Below are 21,515 nucleotides of genomic sequence, written 5' to 3' on the forward strand. Positions count from 1 at the left end.
CTGGGCGCCTAACGTGAAAGCCAATGCGGAAGCCTGGAAGGTGCTTGGCCGTGGCGGTCGGGCGCTGGATGCCGTCGAAGCCGGCGTGCAGGTACCGGAGGCCGACCCGGCCGACCAGAGCGTGGGCTACGGCGGTCTGCCCGACCGCGACGGCAAGGTGACGCTCGACGCCTGCATCATGGATGAGGCCGGCAACATCGGCGCGGTGATGGCCCTCGAAGGGATCATGCACCCCATCAAGGTAGCCCGGCTCGTCATGGAGAAATCGCCGCACGTGCAGTTGGTGGGCGAAGGCGCCCTGCAGTTTGCCCTGTCGCAGGGCTTCAAGATCGAAAACCTGCTCACCCCGCAAGCCGAGGCGGCCTGGAAGCGCTGGCTCGAAAAGGCGCAATACGACCCGATGACCATCCCGAAGCTGTTGGAGCAGAAAAGTGTCAAAGATGGCAATGGCCAGCAGCACAACCACGATACGATCGGTATGCTGGCCCTGGATGCGGCCGGGAACCTCAGCGGCGCCTGCACCACCAGCGGGATGGCTTTCAAGCTGCGGGGCCGCGTGGGCGACAGCCCGATCATCGGCGCCGGCTTGTTTGTAGACAACGAGGTAGGCGCCGCCACCAGCAGCGGGGTAGGAGAAGAGGTGGTGCGCGGTTGCGGCTCACACACCGTCGTGGAATACATGCGCCATGGATCGTCGCCCGACGAAGCCTGTCGCAAAACGGTGGAGCGGATGCTGCGCCAGCGCGGCAACAAGCTGAAAGACCTGCAGGTGGGCTTCGTGGCCGTCAACCGCAAAGGCGTCGTCGGCGCTTTTGCGTTGCAGAAAGGATTCAGCGTTGCGGTGCACAGCACCGAAGGGGTGCGCACCTTCGTGGCCCCAAGTCTCTTCCCGTAATTCTACAGGTCAACCCCGAACCCACACTTTAAACTACCGCTTTGTCTTACCTAATTGAAATCGCCACGACCGACTTTGAAACCACCAGCGCCGCCGTCGAAGGCGGCGCCGATCGCATCGAGTTGTGCAGTGCGCTGTCGGAGGGCGGCCTGACGCCGTCCTTCGGCCTTATCCGGCAATGCCGCGCCGCGTTCAGTGTGCCGCTTTTCCCCATCCTGCGCCCCCGTGGCGGCGACTTTCGGTACAGCGACGATGAGCTCGCGATCCTGGAAGCCGACCTGCGCGCCTGCAAAGACCTGGGTTGCGACGGTGTGGTGCTGGGCCTGTTGAAAAAAGACGGCACCCTGCCCCTGAAAAAACTCGCGCGGCTGCAAGAACTGGCCTACCCTATGGAGGTGACCTTTCACCGGGCCTTCGACCGTTGCCGCGATCCCTTTGAAGCGCTGGAAGCATTGATCCAACTAGGCTATCAACGCATCCTGACCTCCGGTCAAAAGCCCAGCGCGCCGGAAGGAGCGCGGCTGATCGCGCAACTCGTAGCGGCGGCCGACGGTCGCATCAGCATCATGCCCGGCGCCGGTGTTCGTCCCGACAACATCAAAGCGCTGGCAGCAGCTACCGGTGCCACCGAGTTCCATTCGGCTATGCGCAGCCGCCGCGATTCTACCATGGAGTTCCGCCACCCGTCATTCCCTGCTACCGACTTCCAGCTCGATGCCATCGATCCCGCACAGGTGCGCCACCTGCGCAAAAACCTCGAATCATGAGACCGCTTCTTTCCCTCTTCGCCTTCTTACTTCTAACGACTGACCTGGTTGCGCAGAAAGACTACACCCAGCTGGTAAACCCGTTCATCGGCACCGGTGGTCACGGCCATACCTGGCCCGGCGCTTCAATGCCCTTCGGTATGATGCAGCTGAGCCCCGACACGCGTATGGACGACTGGGACGGCTCCGGTGGCTACCATTATTCCGATTCGGTGATCTACGGCTTTTCCCACACGCACCTGAGCGGCACCGGCATCCCCGACTACTGCGACCTGCTGCTGATGCCGTTCACCGGTGCCGTCAAATGGGCCAACAGCGATTACCGCAGTCCCTTCGCACACAGCAGCGAGAAGGCTTCGCCGGGTTATTACGAAGTGCGGCTGAAGAAAGGAAACATCCTGGCGCAGCTGACCACAGCCGTGCGCAGCGGGATGCACCAGTACACGTTCCCGGCAGGAACTACAAACGGCGGGTTGCTGATCGACCTGGTGCACCGCGACCAGGTGCTGGACGCCGCGCTGGAAAAGGTGGATGCGTATACGCTCCGCGGATACCGCCGCAGCAAGAGCTGGGCGAGCGACCAGGTACTGTATTTCTATATCCGCTTCGACAGCCCGATCCGTAGTTATGCGGTGCGGCATGGCGGGCGTGAGGACAGTGCTGCCGCAATCCAGGGGAAAGACCTGCAAGCCGCACTGCGTTTCGGTCTGGCCGCCGGCGGACAGCTGCGCTGCCGCGTAGGGATTTCGGGTGTCAGCATGGACGGCGCCCAGGCAAACCTCGACGGGGAGGTTGGTCGGAAGCCGTTTGCGCAGGTGCGGGCCGAAGCCAAAGCCGCCTGGAACAAGGAGCTTTCAAAGATCGACATCGCCGGTGGCTCACACGACCAGCAGGTAGCATTTTACACAGCGCTGTACCATACGAACCTGGTGCCGAACATTTACCAGGACCGCAACGGCGACTACCGTGGCACCGATGGCAAGGTGCACAACGCAAGACGCTTTCAATACTACAGTGTGTTCTCCCTGTGGGACACGTACCGGGCCTATCATCCGCTGATGACCATCCTCAACCCGGAACGCACCGGCGACTGGATCAACACGTTCCTGGCACAATACGAAGACGGCGGCATGCTACCCGTGTGGGAGCTGTCGGGCAATGAAACCTTTTGCATGATCGGCTACCATTCGGTGCCGGTGATCGTTGATGCCTGGCAGAAAGGCATCCGCAACTTCGACGCACAGCTGGCGCTCAAAGCCGCGCGCAGTTATGCTGAAAGCGACCGCTTTGGTCTCGCGTACTACCGGCGCCAGGGCTATATCGCCAACAACCAGGAACACGAGTCGGTATCGAAAACGCTGGAATACGCCTACGATGATTGGTGCATCGCGCAGCTGGCCCGTGGTTTGGGACAAGACTCGCTATACCGCCGCTACATTCGCCGTGCGCAACATTACCGGAACCTGTTTGACCCGGGCACGGGCCACATGCGCGGCAAGCTCGACGCGCGCTGGCACAGCCCCTTCGATCCGCGTGAGATCAACAACTTCTTCACCGAAGGCAACTCCTGGCACTACAGCTTCGCCGTGCCGCAGGACATTGAAGGCCTCATCCGCCTGCACGGCGGCCGCGCCGCCTTCGGCCGCCAGCTTGACGAGCTTTTCGCCACCTCCTCGCAAACCACCGGGCGCGAACAGCCCGATGTGACGGGGCTGATCGGTCAATACGCGCAAGGCAACGAGCCCAGTCACCACATGGCGTACCTGTATAACTACATCGGACGGCCTTCAAGAACGCAGGAGCTGGTGCACCGTATTTGTACGGAATTCTATCGCAACCGCCCCGACGGCCTTATCGGCAACGAAGACTGCGGGCAAATGAGCGCCTGGTACGTACTCAGCGCGCTGGGCATGTACCCCGTTTGCCCGGGCAACAACGATTACGTGTTCGGCACGCCGCTGTTTGACAAGGCGACGATCCGGTTGGAAAACGGCAAGACCTTTACCATCAGCGCGCAACGGGCGGCGCCCGGCGACTTTTACGTGCAGTCAGCCCGGCTCAACGGCAAACCGTATTCCTACAGCTACCTCCTTCACCAGCTGATCGCTGCCGGCGGTACGCTCGATTTTGTGCTGGGCACGAAGCCGGGGAAGCTGGGTACAGGCAGTGGGGAAGGACCGATCTCCCGTATCACCGACCTCCAAACGACGGCCGTCCCTTACTTCGTTAATGAAACCAACCGGTTCCGCGACTCCGTGCTCGTGCGCGTGGCGCAGCAGGACAGCAGCCGGCCTGTCTATTACCGTGTGGTGGAAAAGGGCAACGAAGACGCGCGCAGCCGGCGCTATACAGGACCGTTCTGGTTGCGGCAGACAGCCACTGTTTTCCTGGAAGAAACCTATAGCAAAGAGCAGAACCTGGTGCAGGGCCAGACGTTTTACAAGATCCCGACCGACCGGACCGTCACCGTGCAAAGCAAGGTGCACCCGTTGTACACCGCCGGGGGGGATGAGGCCCTGGTGGACAGCGTTTTCGGAACCACCAACTGGCGCGCCGGCGACTGGCAAAGCTATTTCGGGAACGACTTTGAAGCTACGGTCGACCTGAAGTCCGTGCGCCCCGTGTCGTACGCGGGCGTGCACGTGCTGCAGGATCCTGAGCCGTGGATCCTGTTTCCAAGGGAAGTGATCATCTCCGTGTCGGAAGACGGGAAAACCTTCCGCGAAGCTGCGCGTGTAGCCAATACGATCGGGCCAGGTGCAGAGTACGCGCAGCTGCAAACACTGGGAAGCCCCCTCCGGGTGCAGGCGCGGTACATACGGTTAAAAGCTGTTAACGGCGGCCCGCTGCCGCCGGGGCACCGTAGTGCGGGCCAGCCCGCACACCTGTTTGTAGACGAAGTGTTGGTCCGTTAACGTTAGCGGACGCACATTGATTTCCGTTTTGCGCAGTAAATTTCCCCCATGCTGAAACAGCTTACGGTTCTTCTTGGAAAAGTCGACTACCAATGCCGGGTAACCGATGGCAGCCATACCTGGCTCATCGACGAGCCGTCGGAAAAAGGGGGCGGCGATACGGCGCACGATCCCATTGCAGCTTTACTGTCCAGCCTCGGGTCCTGTTCGGCGATCACCCTCCGGATGTACGCCGAGCGCAAGGGCTGGCCGGTTGAAGAAATTGCTGTGTCCGTGCAGTGGGAGCAGCAGGAAGTGGAGGGTCAGAAGGTCAGCCGGTTTACCCGCGATGTGACCCTCACCGGGCCGATCGACGAGGCGCAGCGCCAGCGCCTGCAGCAGATCGTACAGGCCTGTCCGGTAAGCCGCATCCTGGAAGGACGCAGCGTCATCGACACAATGATCCGGAACAGTTGAACCTTACTTCCGCCGGCTTACTTCCTCGATCTTCTGCTGCATCTCGGCAATGCCTTCGCCGATCTTCGCCACCTTGGCGCTGATCTCCGAAATATCTTTTTCATTGGTATCGATACGTTGCTGTACGCTTTTCATGTCGGCTTCCACTTCGGCGATCCGGGCCCGCTTGCTTTCCAGGGCTACCTCGAACCGTTCGCGCATGTCGAAGTTGCGGGCGCCGTTGTGCCTGGCCTGCAACTCATCAAGGTCGTCGTATAGCTTGTTGAGGTAATCCTGCTGGTTGAGGAGCCGCTGCTCGAGCTTCGGGGCGAAGGCCCGCTTCGCCTCGATGACCTTCTCCAGGTTGATTTGGTCGGAGCGACGCTTCTGCAGCTTTTCGCCGAGCATGTCCACAAACGCTTTTTGCTTCTCCTTCCACTCGTCGGTCTTTTTCTGACGCTCATCTTTATAAGCCGCCCAGGCGGCGTCCATCTCTTTTTGAACCGTGCTGATGAGCGCATAGGTCGCGCCTGCGTCTTCCTTGTTGAATTGTGCGCGCTGCTCCGTAAAGAGACGCCGCAGCTCACGCAACGTATCGCTCTTCAATTTCAGCGGCGCCCTGGAAGCCGAGCCTTCCTGCAGGGCTTTTTGTAAAAAATCCAGCCCGGCCAGCGGAAGACTGCGGGTGCTGAATAATTCCTGTAATTGTCCGAAAGCCGGGCCCAGCGCCCCCGCGGTGGCATCGGGCTTCAGGGCTTCGAGCAGGGCGCGGAAGGGGGCGGCTATTGCGGCCGATCGTTCCTGCCGCTCGCCGATGGCCGTGCGGACGCGGGCAAAGAGGGCATCTTCCAGCGCTTTAATGCGGTCGCGGGTGGCGCTGAAGCGGTCCCACACGGCGGTGCGGCGTTCCCGCGCCGGCCAGCGGTTCTGGCGCATGAAATCAAACACTTCGTTGGCACCGGCGCGCAGTTCGGCCAGCTCTTCACGGGTCCATTCGTGCTCCGGGTCGGCGCCATCGAGCACGCGTTGCAGCAGTTCTACCTTTTCCTCGGCTTCCGTGGCAAACGCTTCGTTCTCCACCTGGAGCAGGGCTGCCTTTTGCCGGAGCATGTCCATGCCGTCCTGCAGGCGCTGCCAGGCATCCTTGCGTTCGCCCGGGTCGGCAAATTCCACCGAGCGAAAATCTTCCACGATCTCCGCCCGCAGGTCCCAGATTTCTTTAGCGGTGAACTTGCTCACTCCGTAGGCCGCCAGCGCCGCCTCGAAGGCGTCCAGCCTGGCGGAAAGCTCGTTTTTTGTCATCGGCGCTAAGTTACGTGAATCAGCAATCGGCAATCGGGAATGGGAGCAGCCTGCTTCGTTCCGTGGCCTGACTTTTTCATTATCCCGGTCACCAACGAATACCAATAACGAGTGCATGGAATATCGAGTAATCCCGGGGCGGCCATACCCCCTGGGCGCCAACTGGGACGGGAACGGTGTGAATTTCGCCCTACACGCCGAACACGCTACTGCGGTGGAGCTCTGCCTTTTTGAATCGGGCCCCAAGCGCACCCGTGAAGTGGCACGGTTGCGCCTCCGGGAACGTTCCCACCACGTGTGGCACGGCTATATCGCCGGCCTCAAACCCGGACAGCAATACGGTTACCGCGTTCACGGGCCTTACGAGCCCGGCAACGGCCATCGCTTCAACCCCCATAAGCTGCTCATCGACCCATACGCCAAAGCCATTTCCGGCACCATCCAGTGGCACGATTCCCTCTTTGGCTACAGGGTGGGACATAAAGACAGCGACCTCAGCTTCAGCAGGACCGACAGCGCCAGCTACATTCCCAAATCCGTGGTCATCGATGCCGGCTTCGATTGGGAGGACGACCGACCCCTGCGCATTCCTTACCACAAGAGCATCATTTACGAAGCACATGTAAAGGGACTCACGTACCGGCACCCGGGCATCCCCGAAAATATCCGGGGCACCTATGCCGCACTTGCGCACCCGGTAATGATCCAGTACCTGCAGGACCTCGGCATTTCAGCCATCGAGCTGATGCCGGTACACCAGTTCGTCAGGGACCGCGTTCTTTTTGACCGGGGGCTTACCAATTACTGGGGCTACAACACCATCGGCTACTTTGCCCCCGATGTCCGCTACAGCTCATCAGGCCGCCGCGGCGAGCAGGTGCGCGAGTTCAAAGAGATGGTAAAAGCCCTGCACAAAGCCGGTATCGAGGTGATCCTCGACGTGGTATACAACCACACGGCCGAAGGCAATCAACTGGGTGCGACGCTCTGCTTCCGTGGTGTAGACAACCTCGATTACTACCGGCTAACGGAAGACAAGCGCTACTACATGGATTATACCGGCACCGGCAACACGCTCAACGTTATGTCGCCGAACACGCTGCGCCTTATCATGGACAGCCTGCGTTACTGGATCCTCGAGATGCATGTCGATGGCTTCCGCTTCGACCTCGCCTCGGCACTTGCCCGCGAGCTCCACGACGTGGACCGGCTCGGATCGTTTTTCGACATCATCCACCAGGATCCGGTGATCTCGCAGGTAAAACTTATCGCCGAACCCTGGGACATCGGGGAAGGCGGCTACCAGGTGGGAAAGTTCCCGCCGGGCTGGGCCGAATGGAACGGCAAATACCGCGATACCATGCGCGACTACTGGCGCGGCGCCGACTCGGTGCTCGGCGAATTCGCCCTGCGCCTTACCGGTTCGCCCGACCTTTATTTCAAAGACTACCGGCATCCCTTTTCTTCCATCAATTTCGTAACGGCCCACGACGGGTTCACCCTGCACGACCTCGTATCGTACAATGAAAAGCACAACGAGGCCAACGGCGAAAACAACAACGATGGAGAAAGCCACAACCGATCCTGGAACTGCGGTACCGAAGGCCCTACGGACGACCCGGAAATACAAAAGCTACGGGCCCGGCAGAAGCGCAACTTCATGACCACCCTGTTTCTCAGCCAGGGAGTACCGATGATCGTAGCCGGCGACGAGCTGGGCCGCACACAGGTCGGTAACAACAACGCTTATTGCCAGGACAACGAAATATCCTGGATCAACTGGGAAACGCACGATGCGGGCCTGCTGGCTTTCATGCAGAAGATGATCCACTTTCACCGGCGCCATCCCGTGTTCTCGCGCAAGCGCTGGTTCAAGGGACAGCCCATCAAGGGCAGCGAGCTAAAAGACATCAATTGGTTCCAGCCGAGTGGTGCTGAAATGACCGAGGACAACTGGAACAACGACTTTGCCAAATCGCTCGGCGTATTTCTGAACGGCACAGCATTGCGATCGGTCGACGAGCAGGGAAATCCCATTCACGACGATAGCTTCTACCTGATCTTCAACGCCCATTTCGATGGACTCGACTTCCAGCTTCCCGAACGCTACGGCGATGGGTGGGCGAAGGTCATCGACACCTCCGATGATTTTGTTTCCGAAGAAGGGATCCCGATCACAAAGGGGGAGCCGATTCACGCGTTTGGCCACACCCTGATCGTACTGCGTCAGATCTGGCGACTACCCAATGAGACCCTGGAATGAAGCTCCTCTAAATGAAACCAGATGCAATCAATTAATATCAGCCACCGAACGTTGGGTGCAACCGTGCTGAAGGATGGATCGGTAGAAATACGGGTGTGGGCACCGGTGAAACATTCCGTCGAGCTCGATACGGGCGGCCGCAGGCTGCCGCTGTATGCGGAGGAGGGCGGTTACTGGACGCTGCGCAGCACGGATCTGAGGCCCGGCGATCGCTACCAGCTCCGCGTGGAAGGCGGCGATGCGCTCCCGGATCCTGCTTCGCTGGCGCAGCCCGACGGCGTGCACGGCCCTTCGGAGATCGTCGACACAGCGCGCTTTGCCTGGAGCGACAGTCATTGGGAAAACCCCGAACTCGACCGCTACCTTATGTATGAGTTGCATACAGGCACCTTTTCGCCCGAGGGCACCTTCGCGGGGATTGAATCCAGGCTTGATCACCTGGTTGCACTGGGCGTGACGGCCATAGAGCTGATGCCTGTGGCACAATTTCCCGGCGGCCGCAACTGGGGCTACGATGCGGTGTTTCCATTCGCGGTGCAACAGAGCTATGGCGGTGCCGAAGGCCTGCAGCGGCTGGTGGACACCTGCCACCGGCGCGGGCTCGCTGTGGTGCTCGACGTCGTGTACAACCACCTGGGGCCAGAAGGCAACTACCTGGGCGCTTATGGGCCCTATTTTACGAGCAAATACCAAACGCCCTGGGGTGGCGCGCTGAACTTCGATGACGCCTGGAGTGACGGCGTGCGCCGCTATTTTATCGAGAACGCGCTGATGTGGCTGCGCGATTTTCATATCGACGCCCTGCGCCTGGATGCCGTGCACGCCATCAAGGATTTCGGCGCCAGTCACTTTCTCCGCGACCTGCGCCTTTGTGTAGACCAACTGCAATCGGAGACCGGCCGCCGGCATTACCTCATTGTGGAGTGCGACCTCAACGACCCGCGCTTCATCGATCCTATAGAAGAAAAAGGCTTCGGGATGCACAGCCAGTGGATCGACGAGTTTCACCACGCCCTCCGCGTGACCGCCACTGGCGAGCGAAGCGGCTATTACGCGGACTTCAGCAGCATCAGCCAGCTGGCGAAAGCTTACCGCGATGCGTATGTGTACGACGGTCAATGGTCGGAGCACCGGAAGAAACACTTCGGGCAACCAGCGACAAATAACACGGGCCGGCAGTTTATCGTGTTTTCCCAAAACCACGACCAGGTGGGCAACCGGATGCTCGGCGAGCGGTGCAGTGCGCTTGTATCGTTTGAAATGCTGAAGCTGATGGCGGGCGCGGTGCTCACAGCACCCTTTCTGCCGATGCTGTGGATGGGCGAGGAGTGGGGCGAGCAGAATCCGTTTCTCTACTTTGTCAGCCATTCCGACCCAGAACTGGCCACTGCCGTGCGCGAAGGCCGCAAGAAAGAGTTCGCCGCCTTTCACGCGCAGGGCGAGGCGCCCGACCCGGTGTCGGAAGAGACCTTTCTTCGCTCGAAGCTCCAATGGAATTTGTTGGAAGAAGACCGGCATAACAGCCTGCTGCGTTTCTACCGCGCATTGATCCGGTTGCGCCAAAACGAGCCTGCGCTCTATACCCTCGACCGGAGCACCGTATCGGCGAAGGCTTCGGAAAGCGAGGGCACGCTCGTGCTGCAGCGCAGTGGCGGCGGCCAGTCGCTGCTTTGCCTGATGAACTTCTCCCAAAAAGCCGCCACGCTGACCTTGCCGGTTGCAGACAGCAGCTGGGAGCTGCGGCTGTATTCCGCCGCCGAAGAGTGGGGCGCCACCGCTTCCGCACCCGGTGACGGCCTCAGCGGCGAATCCGTAGAACTACAACCCGAGTCCTTCATCCTGTATACCCACCCCGATGTATAACCCGATCTCCACCTACCGCATCCAGTTTCATAAAGACTTCACCTTTGCCGACTTCGAGCGGCACCTTGATTACTTTATCGGCCTCGGCGTGAAAACGATCTACGCTTCGCCGATCTTCACCGCCACGCCCGGCAGCACCCACGGTTATGATGCCCTTAACCCGCACGAGATCAACCCGGAGATCGGAACGCTGGAACAACTGCGCTCCATCAGCGCGCGGCTGCGGAAAGCGGGGATCGGCTGGCTGCAGGACATTGTGCCCAACCATATGGCCTACGACACCCGCAACCACTGGCTGCACGATGTGCTCGAAAAAGGCCGGCAATCGGTGTATGCAACTTTCTTTGATGTAACCTGGAACGACGCCGTGGCGGCCGGCCACATCATGGCACCCTTTCTCGGTAAGCCGCTCGAAAGCGCTGTGCGCGACGGCGAGCTCGTGTTGATTGCATCCGAAGGCAGGTTGCACCTGGAGTACTTCGGAGCGCGCTATCCGCTGCGCCTTGGTTCTTACCAAACCGTGCTGCACCGGGCAGAGGGCACCGAAGCAGTAAAGCAGTGGATTCAGCAGGCCTCGGAGCTGCAGGCAACCGAAGACGCCACGCAATTTGCCACCCGTTTTGAAGAACTGATGCAGCAGCTCGCCGGCCTGCTCAAGAACGTGGTCGTACGCAATGACCTTGAAGCTTCCGTTGCAGCGGTCAATGAAAACAAAGATGCGCTGCTCGCTATTGCCAACGACCAGGTATACCGCCTTTGCCACTGGCAGGAAACCGACGGCAACATCAACTACCGGCGCTTCTTTACGGTCAACGGCCTCATTTGCCTAAACATGCAGGACGAGCAGGTGTTTACCGCCTTCCACGGACACATCCGCCAATTGGTGAAGGAGGGCGTTTTCCAGGGCGTGCGGGTAGACCACGTGGATGGCCTTTACGATCCGACTACCTACCTGGAACGCTTGCGGACGCTGTTGGGCCCTGAATGCTACATCGTGGTGGAAAAGATCCTGGAGCTGCACGAGGAGCTGCCGCAGGGCTGGCCCATTGAAGGCACTACGGGATACGAATTCCTGGCGCAAGTAAACCAGTTGCTCACCGACCCCGCGAGCGAAGAAGCCTTCACCCGGTATTACTATAGCCTCGTGCCCGACCACCGAACGGTTGCGCAGCAGGTGCGCGATAAAAAAGCGCATATACTTTACCAGCACATGGGCGGCGAGCTTGAAAACCTCTACCAGTTGCTGATGCAGTTGCTGCTCCCGGCAGACTACGCGCAGATGCGTACCGAGGACCTGAAAACAGCGGTGGCGGAATTCCTGATTCATATGCCGGTGTACCGCTATTACGGCAACCGCCAGCCCTTTGACGAGGCCGAGACGCGCCACTTGCACGAAGCCTTTGAGCAGGCCCGCGCGAGCCGTCCCGACCTCGCGCCCGCGCTCGGCTTGCTCGAGCACACCCTGCTGCATCCCGAAGTCGACGAAGTACGGGCGGGGAAGATCGGGCACCTGTACAAACGGCTGATGCAACTGAGCGGGCCGCTGATGGCCAAGGGAGTGGAAGACACGCTGATGTACACGTTCTTCCGGTTCATCGGGCACAACGAAGTGGGCGACGCGCCGGCCCAATTCGGCTGGAAACCCGCCGAACTGCATGCGGTACTCCGGGAACGCCAGGCTGAATGGCCCTTCGCGCTCAATGCTAGTTCTACACACGACACGAAGCGGGGTGAGGACGTGCGGGCGCGCCTGCAGGCGCTGTCGGCGCTTCCCGACCAGTGGATCGCGCTCGCCCGGAAATGGTTCGCCGGCTACCGCGATGAATCACCGGACGCGAATGACGCCTACCTGCTGCTTCAAACGCTGATCGGCTCGTTTCCGGCAGATCCCACTGAAGAGCCAGGCTATGCGGACCGACTGGAAGCATACTTCGAAAAAGCGCTCCGTGAAAGCAAGCGCAGATCCGACTGGGCAAGGCCCGACAGTGCCTATGAAGCGGCTGCCAAACAGTTGGCGCGTACGCTTTCGGCGCCGGACAGTAGCTTTTGGAAGGAAGCAAAAGTCTTGCGGGAACGGGTAACCGAATTCGGAATCGTCAACTCGCTCGCCCAGCTCCTGCTTAAATGCACGGCGCCGGGCACACCGGATATTTACCAAGGTTGCGAGGGTTGGGACCTCAGTCTCGTTGACCCCGACAACCGGCGCCCGGTGAATTATGAGCTGCGCAAACAATGGCTCCGGCAGCTCCCGGAAGGAGCGGAGGAGCGCATACAACTCTGGCAGCAGCGCCGCGATGGCCGCTTCAAATTCTGGCTCACGCAGCACCTGCTGCAGCAGCGTGCCCGCCACAGCGACTTGTTTGCCCGCGGGGCGTATATCCCACTCAAAACGGAGGGTAAACGAAAGGACCACGTTTTTGCTTTTGCCCGCAGGTATGCCGGCGAAGTGTTGCTGGTGGCATTGCCGCTCTACACCGCGGCCCTGGCAGAAACTCCGGATGCAGTCGATTGGCAGGACACCCGCGTCCTGTTGCCACAGGGGTTCGGCGATGTATGGACCAGCACTTTGACGAACGAAACATGCCGGGGTAAAAAAGTATTGGATATCGCCACACTTTTCGCGAAGCTTCCTTTCGCATTATTGGAGGGAAAGGCGAAGGAAACGCGTGGGCGCTCAGCCGGCCTCTTGCTGCATATCAGCTCGTTGCCTTCTGCATTCGCCATCGGCGACCTCGGCCCCGAAGCATACCGCTTTGCCGACTTCCTGGAAAAATCGCGGCAGCAATACTGGCAACTGCTCCCGCTCAATCCAACGGAGGCCGGACAGGCACATTCGCCCTACAGCAGCATCTCCGCCGACGCGGGCAACCGGCTGCTGATCAGTCCCGAGGGTTTGCTGGCGGAAGGCTGGCTCACTCAGCAGGAAATGCAAGGCCAGTACCGCCCGCCGGAAGAAAAGACCGATTATGCCGCTGCTGAAAGCGTCCGGGAGCATATGCTTGGGCTTGCCTACCGGCGATTCAAAGAACAAGGTGGCTCTGTTGAATTTGACACTTTCGGCGCCCGCGAGCAGTGCTGGCTCGAAGACTTTGCCCGCTACACGGTGCTGAAGCGCCGCCACGAGGGAAAGCCCTGGCATGAATGGGACGAGCCGTTCCGGCTGCGCGACTCGGCTGCGCTGGCAAAAGTAGACCGGGAAGAGGCAGAGGCCCTACAGCAGGTGCGGTGGGAACAATTTGTATTTGAACGGCAGTGGAAGGCCCTGAAGCTTTATTGCAACGAGCGCGGCATCCGCCTCATCGGCGACCTGCCCTTTTATGTCAGCTACGATTCAGTGGATGTGTGGGCGCATCGCGGGCTGTTCCGGCTCGATGCGGAAGGCAAGCGGCTAGGTCTTGCGGGCGTGCCGCCGGATGCGTTCAGTGCCGACGGCCAGTTGTGGGGCATGCCGGTGTATGATTGGAAGGCGATGCGGGAGCAGGACTACGCATGGTGGGTAGCGCGCTTGCGGCGCAACAGCGAGCTATTCGACCTTGTGCGCCTCGACCACTTCCGGGCCTTCGCTGCTTATTGGGAGGTGCCGGCGTACGAGGATACGGCCCGCAACGGCCAATGGATCGAAGGACCGGGCGCCACTTTCTTTGAAGCAGTACATGCGCAGCTGGGCAGCCTGCCCTTTGTGGCCGAGGACCTGGGCGACATCGACGAGGCCGTACTGGAATTGCGCGACCAGTTTCAACTTCCGGGTATGAAGGTCCTTCAGTTCGCGTTCGGCGACGATGCGCCGGAATCACCCCACATCCCGCACAACTTCACCCGCCGCTTCCTGGCCTACCCGGGCACCCACGACAACAATACCTCCCGCGGCTGGTACCGCCACGACATCGACGAGGCCACCCGGCACCGCCTATGGGCCTATGCCGGTCGCGAGCTGACCGAAATCGAAGTGCCGACCTACCTGTGTCGTCTCGCCTTATCTTCCGTGGCCGAAACGGCCATCCTGCCCATGCAGGACCTGCTGGGTCTCGACGAACTCGGACGGATGAACACACCGGCTTCGGGGGAGAACAACTGGGGCTGGCGCCTGCTTCCCGGGCAGCTGAACAAAGAAGTCCGCCGCCGCCTCCGGCAGTGGACGGAGTGGTTCAACAGGTGCTGAACGGACATTGGGCCGATGAGTTATCGGTGAGGAGCAGGGAAGTAAAGAGCCGGTAACAAGTTGGGAAGCTCTTGTAACCAATAAACCAACAGACTATCAGAACACTAGACCTTTTCCATGGAAGATCGCAATAGCCAGCTGGCACCGAATGTATATATACTGGATACGGCTTTTTATATGCCGCAGCTGGGCCGCTACCGCCGTATCTGGTTGTACCTGCCGCCCGACTATCACCAAAGTGAAAAGCATTTCCCGGTGCTGTATATGCACGACGGCCAAAACCTGTTTGAGGAGTGGAGTGCCTTCGGCGAAGAATGGCAGGTGGATGAAACAATCGACGAGGCGGAACGCAAATGCATCGTGGTGGGTATCGACAACGGCGGCGAGCACCGCCTCCGCGAATACAAGCTGCACGACGATGAAGAGTTCGGCAAAGGGGAGGGACGTCCCTACCTGGCCTTTCTCACCGAAACGCTAAAACCCTTTATCGACAAGCATTATCGAACGAAGAGCGGCCGAGAGCACACCTGGATCGCCGGATCTTCGATGGGAGGCCTGATCTCCTATTATGCAGCCCTGCTGCACCCGGAAGTATACGGCAAAGCGGGAATTTTTTCACCGTCCTTCTGGCTCCAGAACGATCTCGAGCAGCAGACCCGCGCACTGGCGGACCGAAGCCAGGCCAGCATGCAACTGTATTTCTACGCGGGTGAAAAAGAAGGCGCTCAGATGGCGGAACGCGTCCGGCACATCACCGCGTTGCTTCGGCGATACCCGCGTTTTCACCTCCATGAAATAGTCAATCCGGAAGGCGAGCACAGCGAAGCGGCCTGGCGCGATTCGTTTCGCGATTTTTATCACTGGCTCTGGAAGCGCCCGGAACGGATTATTCTTTAGTTTAGGGGCAGCTGGGTTCACGGAATTCCGACCGCCACCAACCGCATGCGTGCATTTTCCCGGCACCTGGTCAGGCAGACTTCTCGCACAGACCTCCGGCATTGCTGTTTCCTGCGATACGTTTACCAAAAGCGTACGGGTGGTATTCTTCGATGCTGGTGCGCTATTTCCGCGTGAAGTAACAACACGCGCCATACCTGCACGCGAGGATCAGGACCCTACTTCTTCCACCACGGAGGTGCCGCTGCTTCCGTCTCCACTCGTCCAGCGCCAGCTTTCGTGCAGGCGCAGCCGGCCATCGGGCAGCAGTTCCGGTACCGAGCGGCATTCACCCGTCAAGAGCTCGCCCGCGGTGTTGACGTGGTGATAGCGCATATCAAGCACCCCCGATTCATCGGCCGTAGCCAGCAAGTGCCCGATCAGGATCGGGCCGCCCGAATAGATGGCAGTGACGATGTTGCCCGACTGCCGGTACTGGAATTCCGTATCGCCGCTCACCTCGCCGTTTTCTGTATTGCTGACTCCGCGAAACCGCCGGCCGTTGTAATCGATCATGGTACAAAGTAAGGCATCGCCCAAAATGAAGTAAGGGCCGCATAATGCGCCCCTTACCAATAATCTAAAAAACCAGAAAGCTTAATCCACCTTCGTGATCTTGACCACGTTGGTCGGAAGGTGCAGGTGCACCGGCGTGGAGCCGGTATTCACCACCACATCACCGCTCTTCAGGAAACCGCGCTCCTTCAGGATGTCGATCTGGTCGTTGATGATATCGTCGAGGCTGTCCTCTTCGTCGTAGAAGAAGGCACGCACGCCCCAGCTGAGGCTCAGCTGGTTTACCAGCGAGCGTTCCTTGGTAAATACGTACAGCGGCGACTTGGGCCGGTACGAGCTGAGCATGAAGCCCGTGTAGCCGCTTTGCGTCATCCCGATCAGGGCATCGGCGTTCACGTCGGAAGCCAGCTTACAGGCGTTGTAGCAGATGGCGTCGCTCTGGAACGAAGGGGAGTGGGGCTGCGGCGTCAGCGATTCTTCGCGGTCGTAGCGGTACTCAGTACGCTCCACCTCCATAATGATCTTGCGCATCGTTTCCACCACGAGCTTGGGGTGGTTGCCCGTAGCCGTTTCGCCCGAAAGCATAACAGCGTCGGCGCCCTCGAGTACGGCGTTGGCGACGTCGGTGATCTCGGAGCGGTTGGGCTTGCTGCGGTCGATCATCGATTCCATCATCTGCGTGGCCACGATCACCGGCTTGGCACGGTGCAGGCACTTGCGGATCAGCTGGCGCTGGATCAGCGGGATCTGCTCTACGGGCAGCTCCACGCCGAGGTCGCCGCGGGCGATCATGATGGCGTCCGACTCCACGATGATGTCGCGGATATTGTTCAGCGCCTCGGGCTTTTCGATCTTGGCGATGATCTTCGTTTTACTCTTGCGTTCCTGGAGCTTGTTGCGCAGGATGATGATGTCCTTTACGCTACGTACGAAGGAAAGCGCCACCCAGTCGAGCTCCTGGTCGATGATGAACTCGAGGTCCACGAGGTCTTTGTCGGTGATAGCCGGCAGGGAGATCTTCGTATCGGGCAGGTTAACACCCTTCTTGCTCGAAAGGTATCCACCCAACACCACTTCCACCTGCACGTCGTTGTTGCGCAGGATGTTGGCAACCTTCACCTCGATCTTGCCATCATCGATCATGATGGTGTTGCCCACCTTCACGTCGGCGTGCAGGTTGGGGTACGATACGTAGATGCGCTCCTTGTTGCCCACCAGCTTTTCGTTGGTAAACGTGAGGATGTCGCCGGGACGCACGTCCATACCGCCGTTTTCCATCTCACCCACACGCAGCTTCGGTCCCTGCAGGTCGCCGAGAATAGCGATGTTGTAGGGCTCGGTCTTATTGATCTGGCGGATGAACTCGATGATCTTGGCTTTGTCTTCGTGGGTGCCGTGCGAGAAGTTGAGGCGGAACACGTTCACGCCGCACTTGATCAGCTCCAGCAGCTTGTCGTAGGTATCGCAGGCGGGGCCAACGGTAGCAACGATCTTCGTGCGATGGTAGGTATGCTCGATACCCGCGGTGCGGTCCATCGACTTGTGGTAATATTTTCCGACGTTCTTGCTCATAATATCTTTTTGATGTCTGATCTCTGATGTCGGATGTCTGATTTAGAATACGTCAGCCATCCTACATCCTACATCAGCGATTAGGAAGCGAGTATTTTAACGATTTTCATCCATTCCTGGCTGATGGTACCTTTTTTCTTGCCCACCTGGTCCAGCGGCACATAGTTCATCCGGTTGTTCTGGATGCCGACGAACACATTGTGACGGCCTTCGATGAGGCATTCCACGGCATGGTACCCCATGCGGCTCGCAATGAGGCGGTCCATCGAAGATGGGGCGCCGCCGCGCTGGATATGTCCCAGGATGCACACGCGGGTCTCCGCGTTGGGCAACTCCTGTTTGATGACCTCGGCCACTTTGTTGGCGCCGCCAAATTCGTCGCCTTCCGCCACCACGATGATGTTCACCAGCTTCTTGCGGCGTTCCTTTTCCTTCAGGGAAGCCACCACGGCGTTGATGTCGGTCTTTTGCTCGGGCACCAGGATGTGCTCGGCGCCGGTGCCAATGCCGCTATGTAATGCGATATAGCCTGCGTCGCGGCCCATTACTTCCACAATAAAAAGGCGGTCGTGGGCATCGGCAGTGTCGCGGATCTTGTCGATGGCCTCAATGGCGGTGTTCACGGCCGTATCGAAGCCGATGGTGAAGTCGGTGCCGAAGATGTCTTTATCAATGGTGCCGGCGATGCCGATGCAGGGGATGTCGAACTCGGCGCTGAACTTGACGGCGCCGCGGAAGGAGCCGTCGCCACCTATGATCACGAGGCCGTCGATGCCGTGGCTCTTGGCCACTTCGTAAGCCTTCTGACGGCCTTCGGCTTCGTAAAAGGATTTGCAGCGCGCGGTCTTGAGGATCGTTCCGCCGCGCTGGATGATGTTGGCCACGGACCGGCTGTCCATGCGCACGATGTCGTTCTCGATGAGCCCCTGGTATCCGCGCATGATGCCGAATACATCGAGGCCATAATAGTTACCGGTACGCACCACCGCACGGATCGCTGCATTCATCCCCGGCGAGTCGCCTCCGGATGTCAGCACGCCAATGCGGGAAACTTTTTTTTCCATTCCAGATAATCGTTTCAGTTCGTTTTAGCGCAAGCAGTCGTTACGGTCGGGCCCAAAATTAAGGTTTTGCCGTCATTGTGTCCTTTCCACACAGTAAATCGGTCCAAACCCTTAGGCCGCGGAAGGTAATTTGTTTTAGCGAGTCTGCATCATGGCATGAATTGTGATTTTTTAACAAAAGCTAACCTCAAAAACACTCCTAAATGAAACGGGTACTTTTTACCACACTCAGCCTCGTGCTGCTGGCTTCCGCCTGCCGTAAGGCAGATGTTGCCGCCCCCAACGATGCCATCAGCATCGATACCACGCAGTTCCCCGCGACGCCGCCACCGGCACATCCCGAGCGCGGACTGCTCAACAACATCAACAGCAGCAACGTGATCGTTACCGACTGGGAGCCCGCCAACGGCTGGAACCGCAGCGCCGGCGACAACAGCACCGTGCGGTACAAAACATCCCGGTCTTTCCACGCCATCACCCAGGCGCTGATGGACAACGGCGCGGTGCTGGTATTCAGCAAAGGCTACAACTTTGCCGACACGAGCGCCATGCGACCGATGGGAATGCCCTTCTCGTTTTACCTGCCCATTGAGCGGATGAATTTCCCGGTATACTGGGAATACCTCAAAAAGATCGGAGGCGTGGATGTGAACCTGCAGATGAAGGAAGATGCCGCATCGGTCTTCAACAGCGGCCAGGGCAACATCCGCCTGCGTTATTTCGTGCTCTCGCAGCAGGAGCTGCAGCGCCGCGGCTGGACGCCCAACAGCGCCCGCACGCTCAGCTACGATCAACTGACGTCGATGTACGGACTGGTGCCGTAAGGCTTCTATATTTGGCCCATGCAAACGGTACTGATCACCGGGGCCAACGGATTTGTCGGCAATTATCTCTGCGAGCGGTTGGCACCCCACTTCCGGGTGCTGGCCAGCGGGCGGGGTGATTGCCGGCTTTCGTTTTCACACCCTTCGCTTACCTACGAAGCACTTGATATCACCGACGGGCCAGCCGTACAACAAATGCTGAAGCGGGTGCGGCCCGATGTCATCGTTCATGGTGCCGCTATTTCCCAGCCCGATCGCTGCGAGCAGGACCACGCAGAGGCCGATGCCATCAATGTCGGGGGCACGCGGCACCTGCTGGAAGGCGCCGGGGGCGCGCAATTTGTGTACCTGTCCACCGACTTTGTGTTCAGCGGTGACCAAGGTTTTTACAAAGAGGACGACCCGCAGGGGCCGGTAAATTATTACGGCGAAACAAAACAGCGGGCGGAGGAATGGGTCCGTAGTTATACGGGGCCATGGTCCATTGTGCGCACAGTGCTGGTGTATGGCGCCCCCCGCGCCGGCCGCGGCAACCTGCTGACGATGGTGGCCGACAACCTGCGCGCCGGTAAACCGCTGCGGATCTTCAACGACCAACTGCGCACCCCAACCTATGTGGGCGATTTAGTGGAAGCCCTTGCCCGGATCGTGCAGGAGCGGCGCCTGGGCACCTGGCATATCTCCGGCGCCGACCCGCGCACGCCCTATGAAATTGCCGTGGCCGTAGCACGGCACCTGGGTCTGGACGAAAGCCTCATTACACCGGAAACGGAACAAACCTTCGCCCAGCCGGCGCGACGGCCTCCGAAAACGGGTTTTGATATCAGTAAGGCAAGAATGGAATTGGGTTATGAGCCCACACCCTTCGTAGCAGGCTTGTGTAAGACCTTGGGCATTCCGGGTTAGCGAAAGAACGCAGGTGCTGTATGCTTCTTATGAGTACATCAGCACATTCACGCTCCGCTGCAAAATGTTGAATGCGATCTCGGCCATCAGGTTTTCCTTATCCAGGGTTGGGTTCACTTCCGTCAGCTCAAAGCAGCACACCTTGCGGTTCTGCATGAATTTACTCACCAGGTCTTCCGCCTCGCGCTCACGCAGGCCGTTGTTCACGGGTGTACCGGTGCCTTTGCTGATGGAGGAGTCGAGCGAGTCGACGTCGAAGGACACGTAGATATCGGTGCAGTCGGACAAGTAGCGCGTTACAGCCCGGACGATGTTCTCCGGGCCTTTGCTGCGCACTTCTTTGGTGGTGATTACCTTGATGCCGTACTTGTCGATGAGTGCTTTTTCCTCCTTTTCAAAATCGCGGAGAGCGATGAACACGATGTCTTCGGGGAGCACCTTGGGCGCGATCTTGCCCAGGTTCTTCAGGCCGTTCCACATTTTGGCGGTCTCGGGGTCGAGCTCGTGCACGGCGCTTTCGATATTGTCTTCGTTGATGGAAAGGGAGAGGGGCATGCCGTGCATATTGCCCGACGGCGTAGTATAGGGTGTGTGCAGGTCCGCGTGCGCGTCGATCCAGATGACACCCAGCTTGCTTTTAGGCTTGGCGATCTTGATACCGGCAATGGTGGCGCCGGCGATGCTGTGGTCGCCACTCAATACAACGGGAAAGAAATTCGATTTCATCGTTTCGCTGACCGACTTGCTCACCTTGTCGTACATGGAGGCGATGCCTTTGATCCGCTTTGCATACGGCGATTCGATGGGCTCGTACAGCAGCTTATTCTCCACCGGGATCCGGTCGGAGGGAAAATGAATGAAGAAGTTGCTCATGAAGTCGAGGGCGGCGATCTTGATCGCTTCAATGCCCAGCGACGCGCCGCGGGTGCCGGCACCTATCTCGGACGGCACTTCGATCAGCTTGATATTTTTCATGCAATCGTTTTGATTCAGCGGAACACGGGTCCAATCCACACTTGGGCGAAAATAAGGAATTGACCAATGCCGCCGTTACCCGGCAGGGACGGCGCTGCCGGGCATGCGGTACGTTGCATGAAT

Annotated in this window: 15 protein-coding genes; 10 read left to right on the forward strand and 5 right to left on the reverse strand. The window is 59.3% G+C overall.

The features are described from left to right. The first annotated feature begins 13 nt into the window (after window positions 1-13). The 4 genes from E0486_RS04540 to E0486_RS04555 are packed head-to-tail and all read left to right on the forward strand — an operon-like array spanning window position 14 to window position 5,033. On the forward strand, window positions 14-895 hold the full coding sequence (locus E0486_RS04540) for a glycosylasparaginase (protein WP_243697373.1): 882 nt from the start codon (window positions 14-16) through the stop codon (window positions 893-895). A 41-nt stretch (window positions 896-936) separates the two neighbouring features. Then, the gene (locus E0486_RS04545; RefSeq protein ID WP_131850955.1) at window positions 937-1,662 is read left to right on the forward strand and encodes a copper homeostasis protein CutC; all 726 of its coding nucleotides are present in this window, start codon (window positions 937-939) and stop codon (window positions 1,660-1,662) included. Further along, entirely contained in the window at window positions 1,659-4,577 is a 2,919-nt protein-coding gene (locus E0486_RS04550; protein ID WP_131850956.1) for a GH92 family glycosyl hydrolase, read from the forward strand. The genes E0486_RS04545 and E0486_RS04550 overlap by 4 nt, the downstream gene beginning before the upstream one ends. A 48-nt stretch (window positions 4,578-4,625) precedes the next feature. Next, entirely contained in the window at window positions 4,626-5,033 is a 408-nt protein-coding gene (locus E0486_RS04555) for an OsmC family protein (RefSeq protein ID WP_207906199.1), read from the forward strand. Window positions 5,034-5,036: 3 nt separating this feature from the next. On the opposite strand, the gene E0486_RS04560 is transcribed toward E0486_RS04555, so the two are convergent. Continuing rightward, window positions 5,037-6,314, reverse strand: a complete 1,278-nt coding sequence (locus tag E0486_RS04560) for a coiled-coil domain-containing protein (RefSeq protein WP_131850957.1) — start codon at window positions 6,312-6,314, stop codon at window positions 5,037-5,039. Window positions 6,315-6,429: 115 nt separating this feature from the next. Between E0486_RS04560 and glgX the strand changes: the two genes are divergently transcribed. The 4 genes from glgX to E0486_RS04580 all read left to right on the forward strand — a co-directional run bounded on the left by glgX (window position 6,430) and on the right by E0486_RS04580 (window position 15,496). Then, the gene (gene glgX, locus E0486_RS04565; protein WP_131850958.1) at window positions 6,430-8,577 is read left to right on the forward strand and encodes a glycogen debranching protein GlgX; all 2,148 of its coding nucleotides are present in this window, start codon (window positions 6,430-6,432) and stop codon (window positions 8,575-8,577) included. A 21-nt stretch (window positions 8,578-8,598) separates the two neighbouring features. Next, window positions 8,599-10,440, forward strand: a complete 1,842-nt coding sequence (gene treZ, locus E0486_RS04570; protein WP_131850959.1) for a malto-oligosyltrehalose trehalohydrolase — start codon at window positions 8,599-8,601, stop codon at window positions 10,438-10,440. Continuing rightward, on the forward strand, window positions 10,433-14,599 hold the full coding sequence (treY, locus tag E0486_RS04575) for a malto-oligosyltrehalose synthase (protein WP_131850960.1): 4,167 nt from the start codon (window positions 10,433-10,435) through the stop codon (window positions 14,597-14,599). Before treZ ends, treY begins: the two co-directional genes overlap by 8 nt. A gap of 117 nt (window positions 14,600-14,716) precedes the next feature. After that, entirely contained in the window at window positions 14,717-15,496 is a 780-nt protein-coding gene (locus E0486_RS04580) for an alpha/beta hydrolase (protein ID WP_131850961.1), read from the forward strand. A 210-nt stretch (window positions 15,497-15,706) separates the two neighbouring features. Here E0486_RS04580 and E0486_RS04585 read toward each other — a convergent pair whose 3' ends face one another. The 3 genes from E0486_RS04585 to pfkA all read right to left on the reverse strand — a co-directional run bounded on the left by E0486_RS04585 (window position 15,707) and on the right by pfkA (window position 18,687). Next, window positions 15,707-16,051, reverse strand: a complete 345-nt coding sequence (locus E0486_RS04585; protein WP_131850962.1) for an avidin-fold protein — start codon at window positions 16,049-16,051, stop codon at window positions 15,707-15,709. A gap of 81 nt (window positions 16,052-16,132) precedes the next feature. Beyond that, window positions 16,133-17,623, reverse strand: coding sequence for a pyruvate kinase (gene pyk, locus E0486_RS04590; RefSeq protein WP_131850963.1), 1,491 nt, complete (start codon window positions 17,621-17,623; stop codon window positions 16,133-16,135). A gap of 80 nt (window positions 17,624-17,703) precedes the next feature. After that, on the reverse strand, window positions 17,704-18,687 hold the full coding sequence (pfkA, locus tag E0486_RS04595; protein WP_131850964.1) for a 6-phosphofructokinase: 984 nt from the start codon (window positions 18,685-18,687) through the stop codon (window positions 17,704-17,706). 203 nt (window positions 18,688-18,890) lie between these two features. On the opposite strand from pfkA, the gene E0486_RS04600 reads away from it, so the two are divergent. After that, window positions 18,891-19,511: a hypothetical protein gene (locus E0486_RS04600; RefSeq protein WP_131850965.1), complete on the forward strand. Its 621-nt coding sequence runs from the start codon at window positions 18,891-18,893 to the stop codon at window positions 19,509-19,511. An 18-nt stretch (window positions 19,512-19,529) separates the two neighbouring features. Continuing rightward, window positions 19,530-20,417 carry an SDR family oxidoreductase gene (locus E0486_RS04605; RefSeq protein ID WP_131850966.1) on the forward strand — a complete coding sequence of 296 codons (888 nt, stop codon included), beginning with the start codon at window positions 19,530-19,532 and terminating at the stop codon, window positions 20,415-20,417. Between the two features lie 27 nt (window positions 20,418-20,444). Here E0486_RS04605 and E0486_RS04610 read toward each other — a convergent pair whose 3' ends face one another. Then, on the reverse strand, window positions 20,445-21,392 hold the full coding sequence (locus E0486_RS04610) for an arginase (protein ID WP_131850967.1): 948 nt from the start codon (window positions 21,390-21,392) through the stop codon (window positions 20,445-20,447). Between the last annotated feature and the right edge of the window lie 123 nt (window positions 21,393-21,515).

Source organism: Flaviaesturariibacter aridisoli, assembly GCF_004343705.1.
GTDB lineage: Bacteria > Bacteroidota > Bacteroidia > Chitinophagales > Chitinophagaceae > Flavisolibacter > Flavisolibacter aridisoli.

Excerpts from the sequence above, each read along its gene's own strand:
- E0486_RS04550 (WP_131850956.1), top strand. The coding sequence starts at position 1,659 with ATGAGACCGCTTCTTTCCCTCTTCGCCTTCTTACTTCTAACGACTGAC.
- E0486_RS04555 (WP_207906199.1), top strand. The coding sequence starts at position 4,626 with ATGCTGAAACAGCTTACGGTTCTTCTTGGAAAAGTCGACTACCAATGC.
- E0486_RS04560 (WP_131850957.1), bottom strand. The coding sequence starts at position 6,314 with ATGACAAAAAACGAGCTTTCCGCCAGGCTGGACGCCTTCGAGGCGGCG.
- glgX (WP_131850958.1), top strand. The coding sequence starts at position 6,430 with ATGGAATATCGAGTAATCCCGGGGCGGCCATACCCCCTGGGCGCCAAC.
- treZ (WP_131850959.1), top strand. The coding sequence starts at position 8,599 with ATGCAATCAATTAATATCAGCCACCGAACGTTGGGTGCAACCGTGCTG.
- treY (WP_131850960.1), top strand. The coding sequence starts at position 10,433 with ATGTATAACCCGATCTCCACCTACCGCATCCAGTTTCATAAAGACTTC.
- E0486_RS04580 (WP_131850961.1), top strand. The coding sequence starts at position 14,717 with ATGGAAGATCGCAATAGCCAGCTGGCACCGAATGTATATATACTGGAT.
- E0486_RS04585 (WP_131850962.1), bottom strand. The coding sequence starts at position 16,051 with ATGATCGATTACAACGGCCGGCGGTTTCGCGGAGTCAGCAATACAGAA.
- pyk (WP_131850963.1), bottom strand. The coding sequence starts at position 17,623 with ATGAGCAAGAACGTCGGAAAATATTACCACAAGTCGATGGACCGCACC.
- pfkA (WP_131850964.1), bottom strand. The coding sequence starts at position 18,687 with ATGGAAAAAAAAGTTTCCCGCATTGGCGTGCTGACATCCGGAGGCGAC.
- E0486_RS04600 (WP_131850965.1), top strand. The coding sequence starts at position 18,891 with ATGAAACGGGTACTTTTTACCACACTCAGCCTCGTGCTGCTGGCTTCC.
- E0486_RS04605 (WP_131850966.1), top strand. The coding sequence starts at position 19,530 with ATGCAAACGGTACTGATCACCGGGGCCAACGGATTTGTCGGCAATTAT.
- E0486_RS04610 (WP_131850967.1), bottom strand. The coding sequence starts at position 21,392 with ATGAAAAATATCAAGCTGATCGAAGTGCCGTCCGAGATAGGTGCCGGC.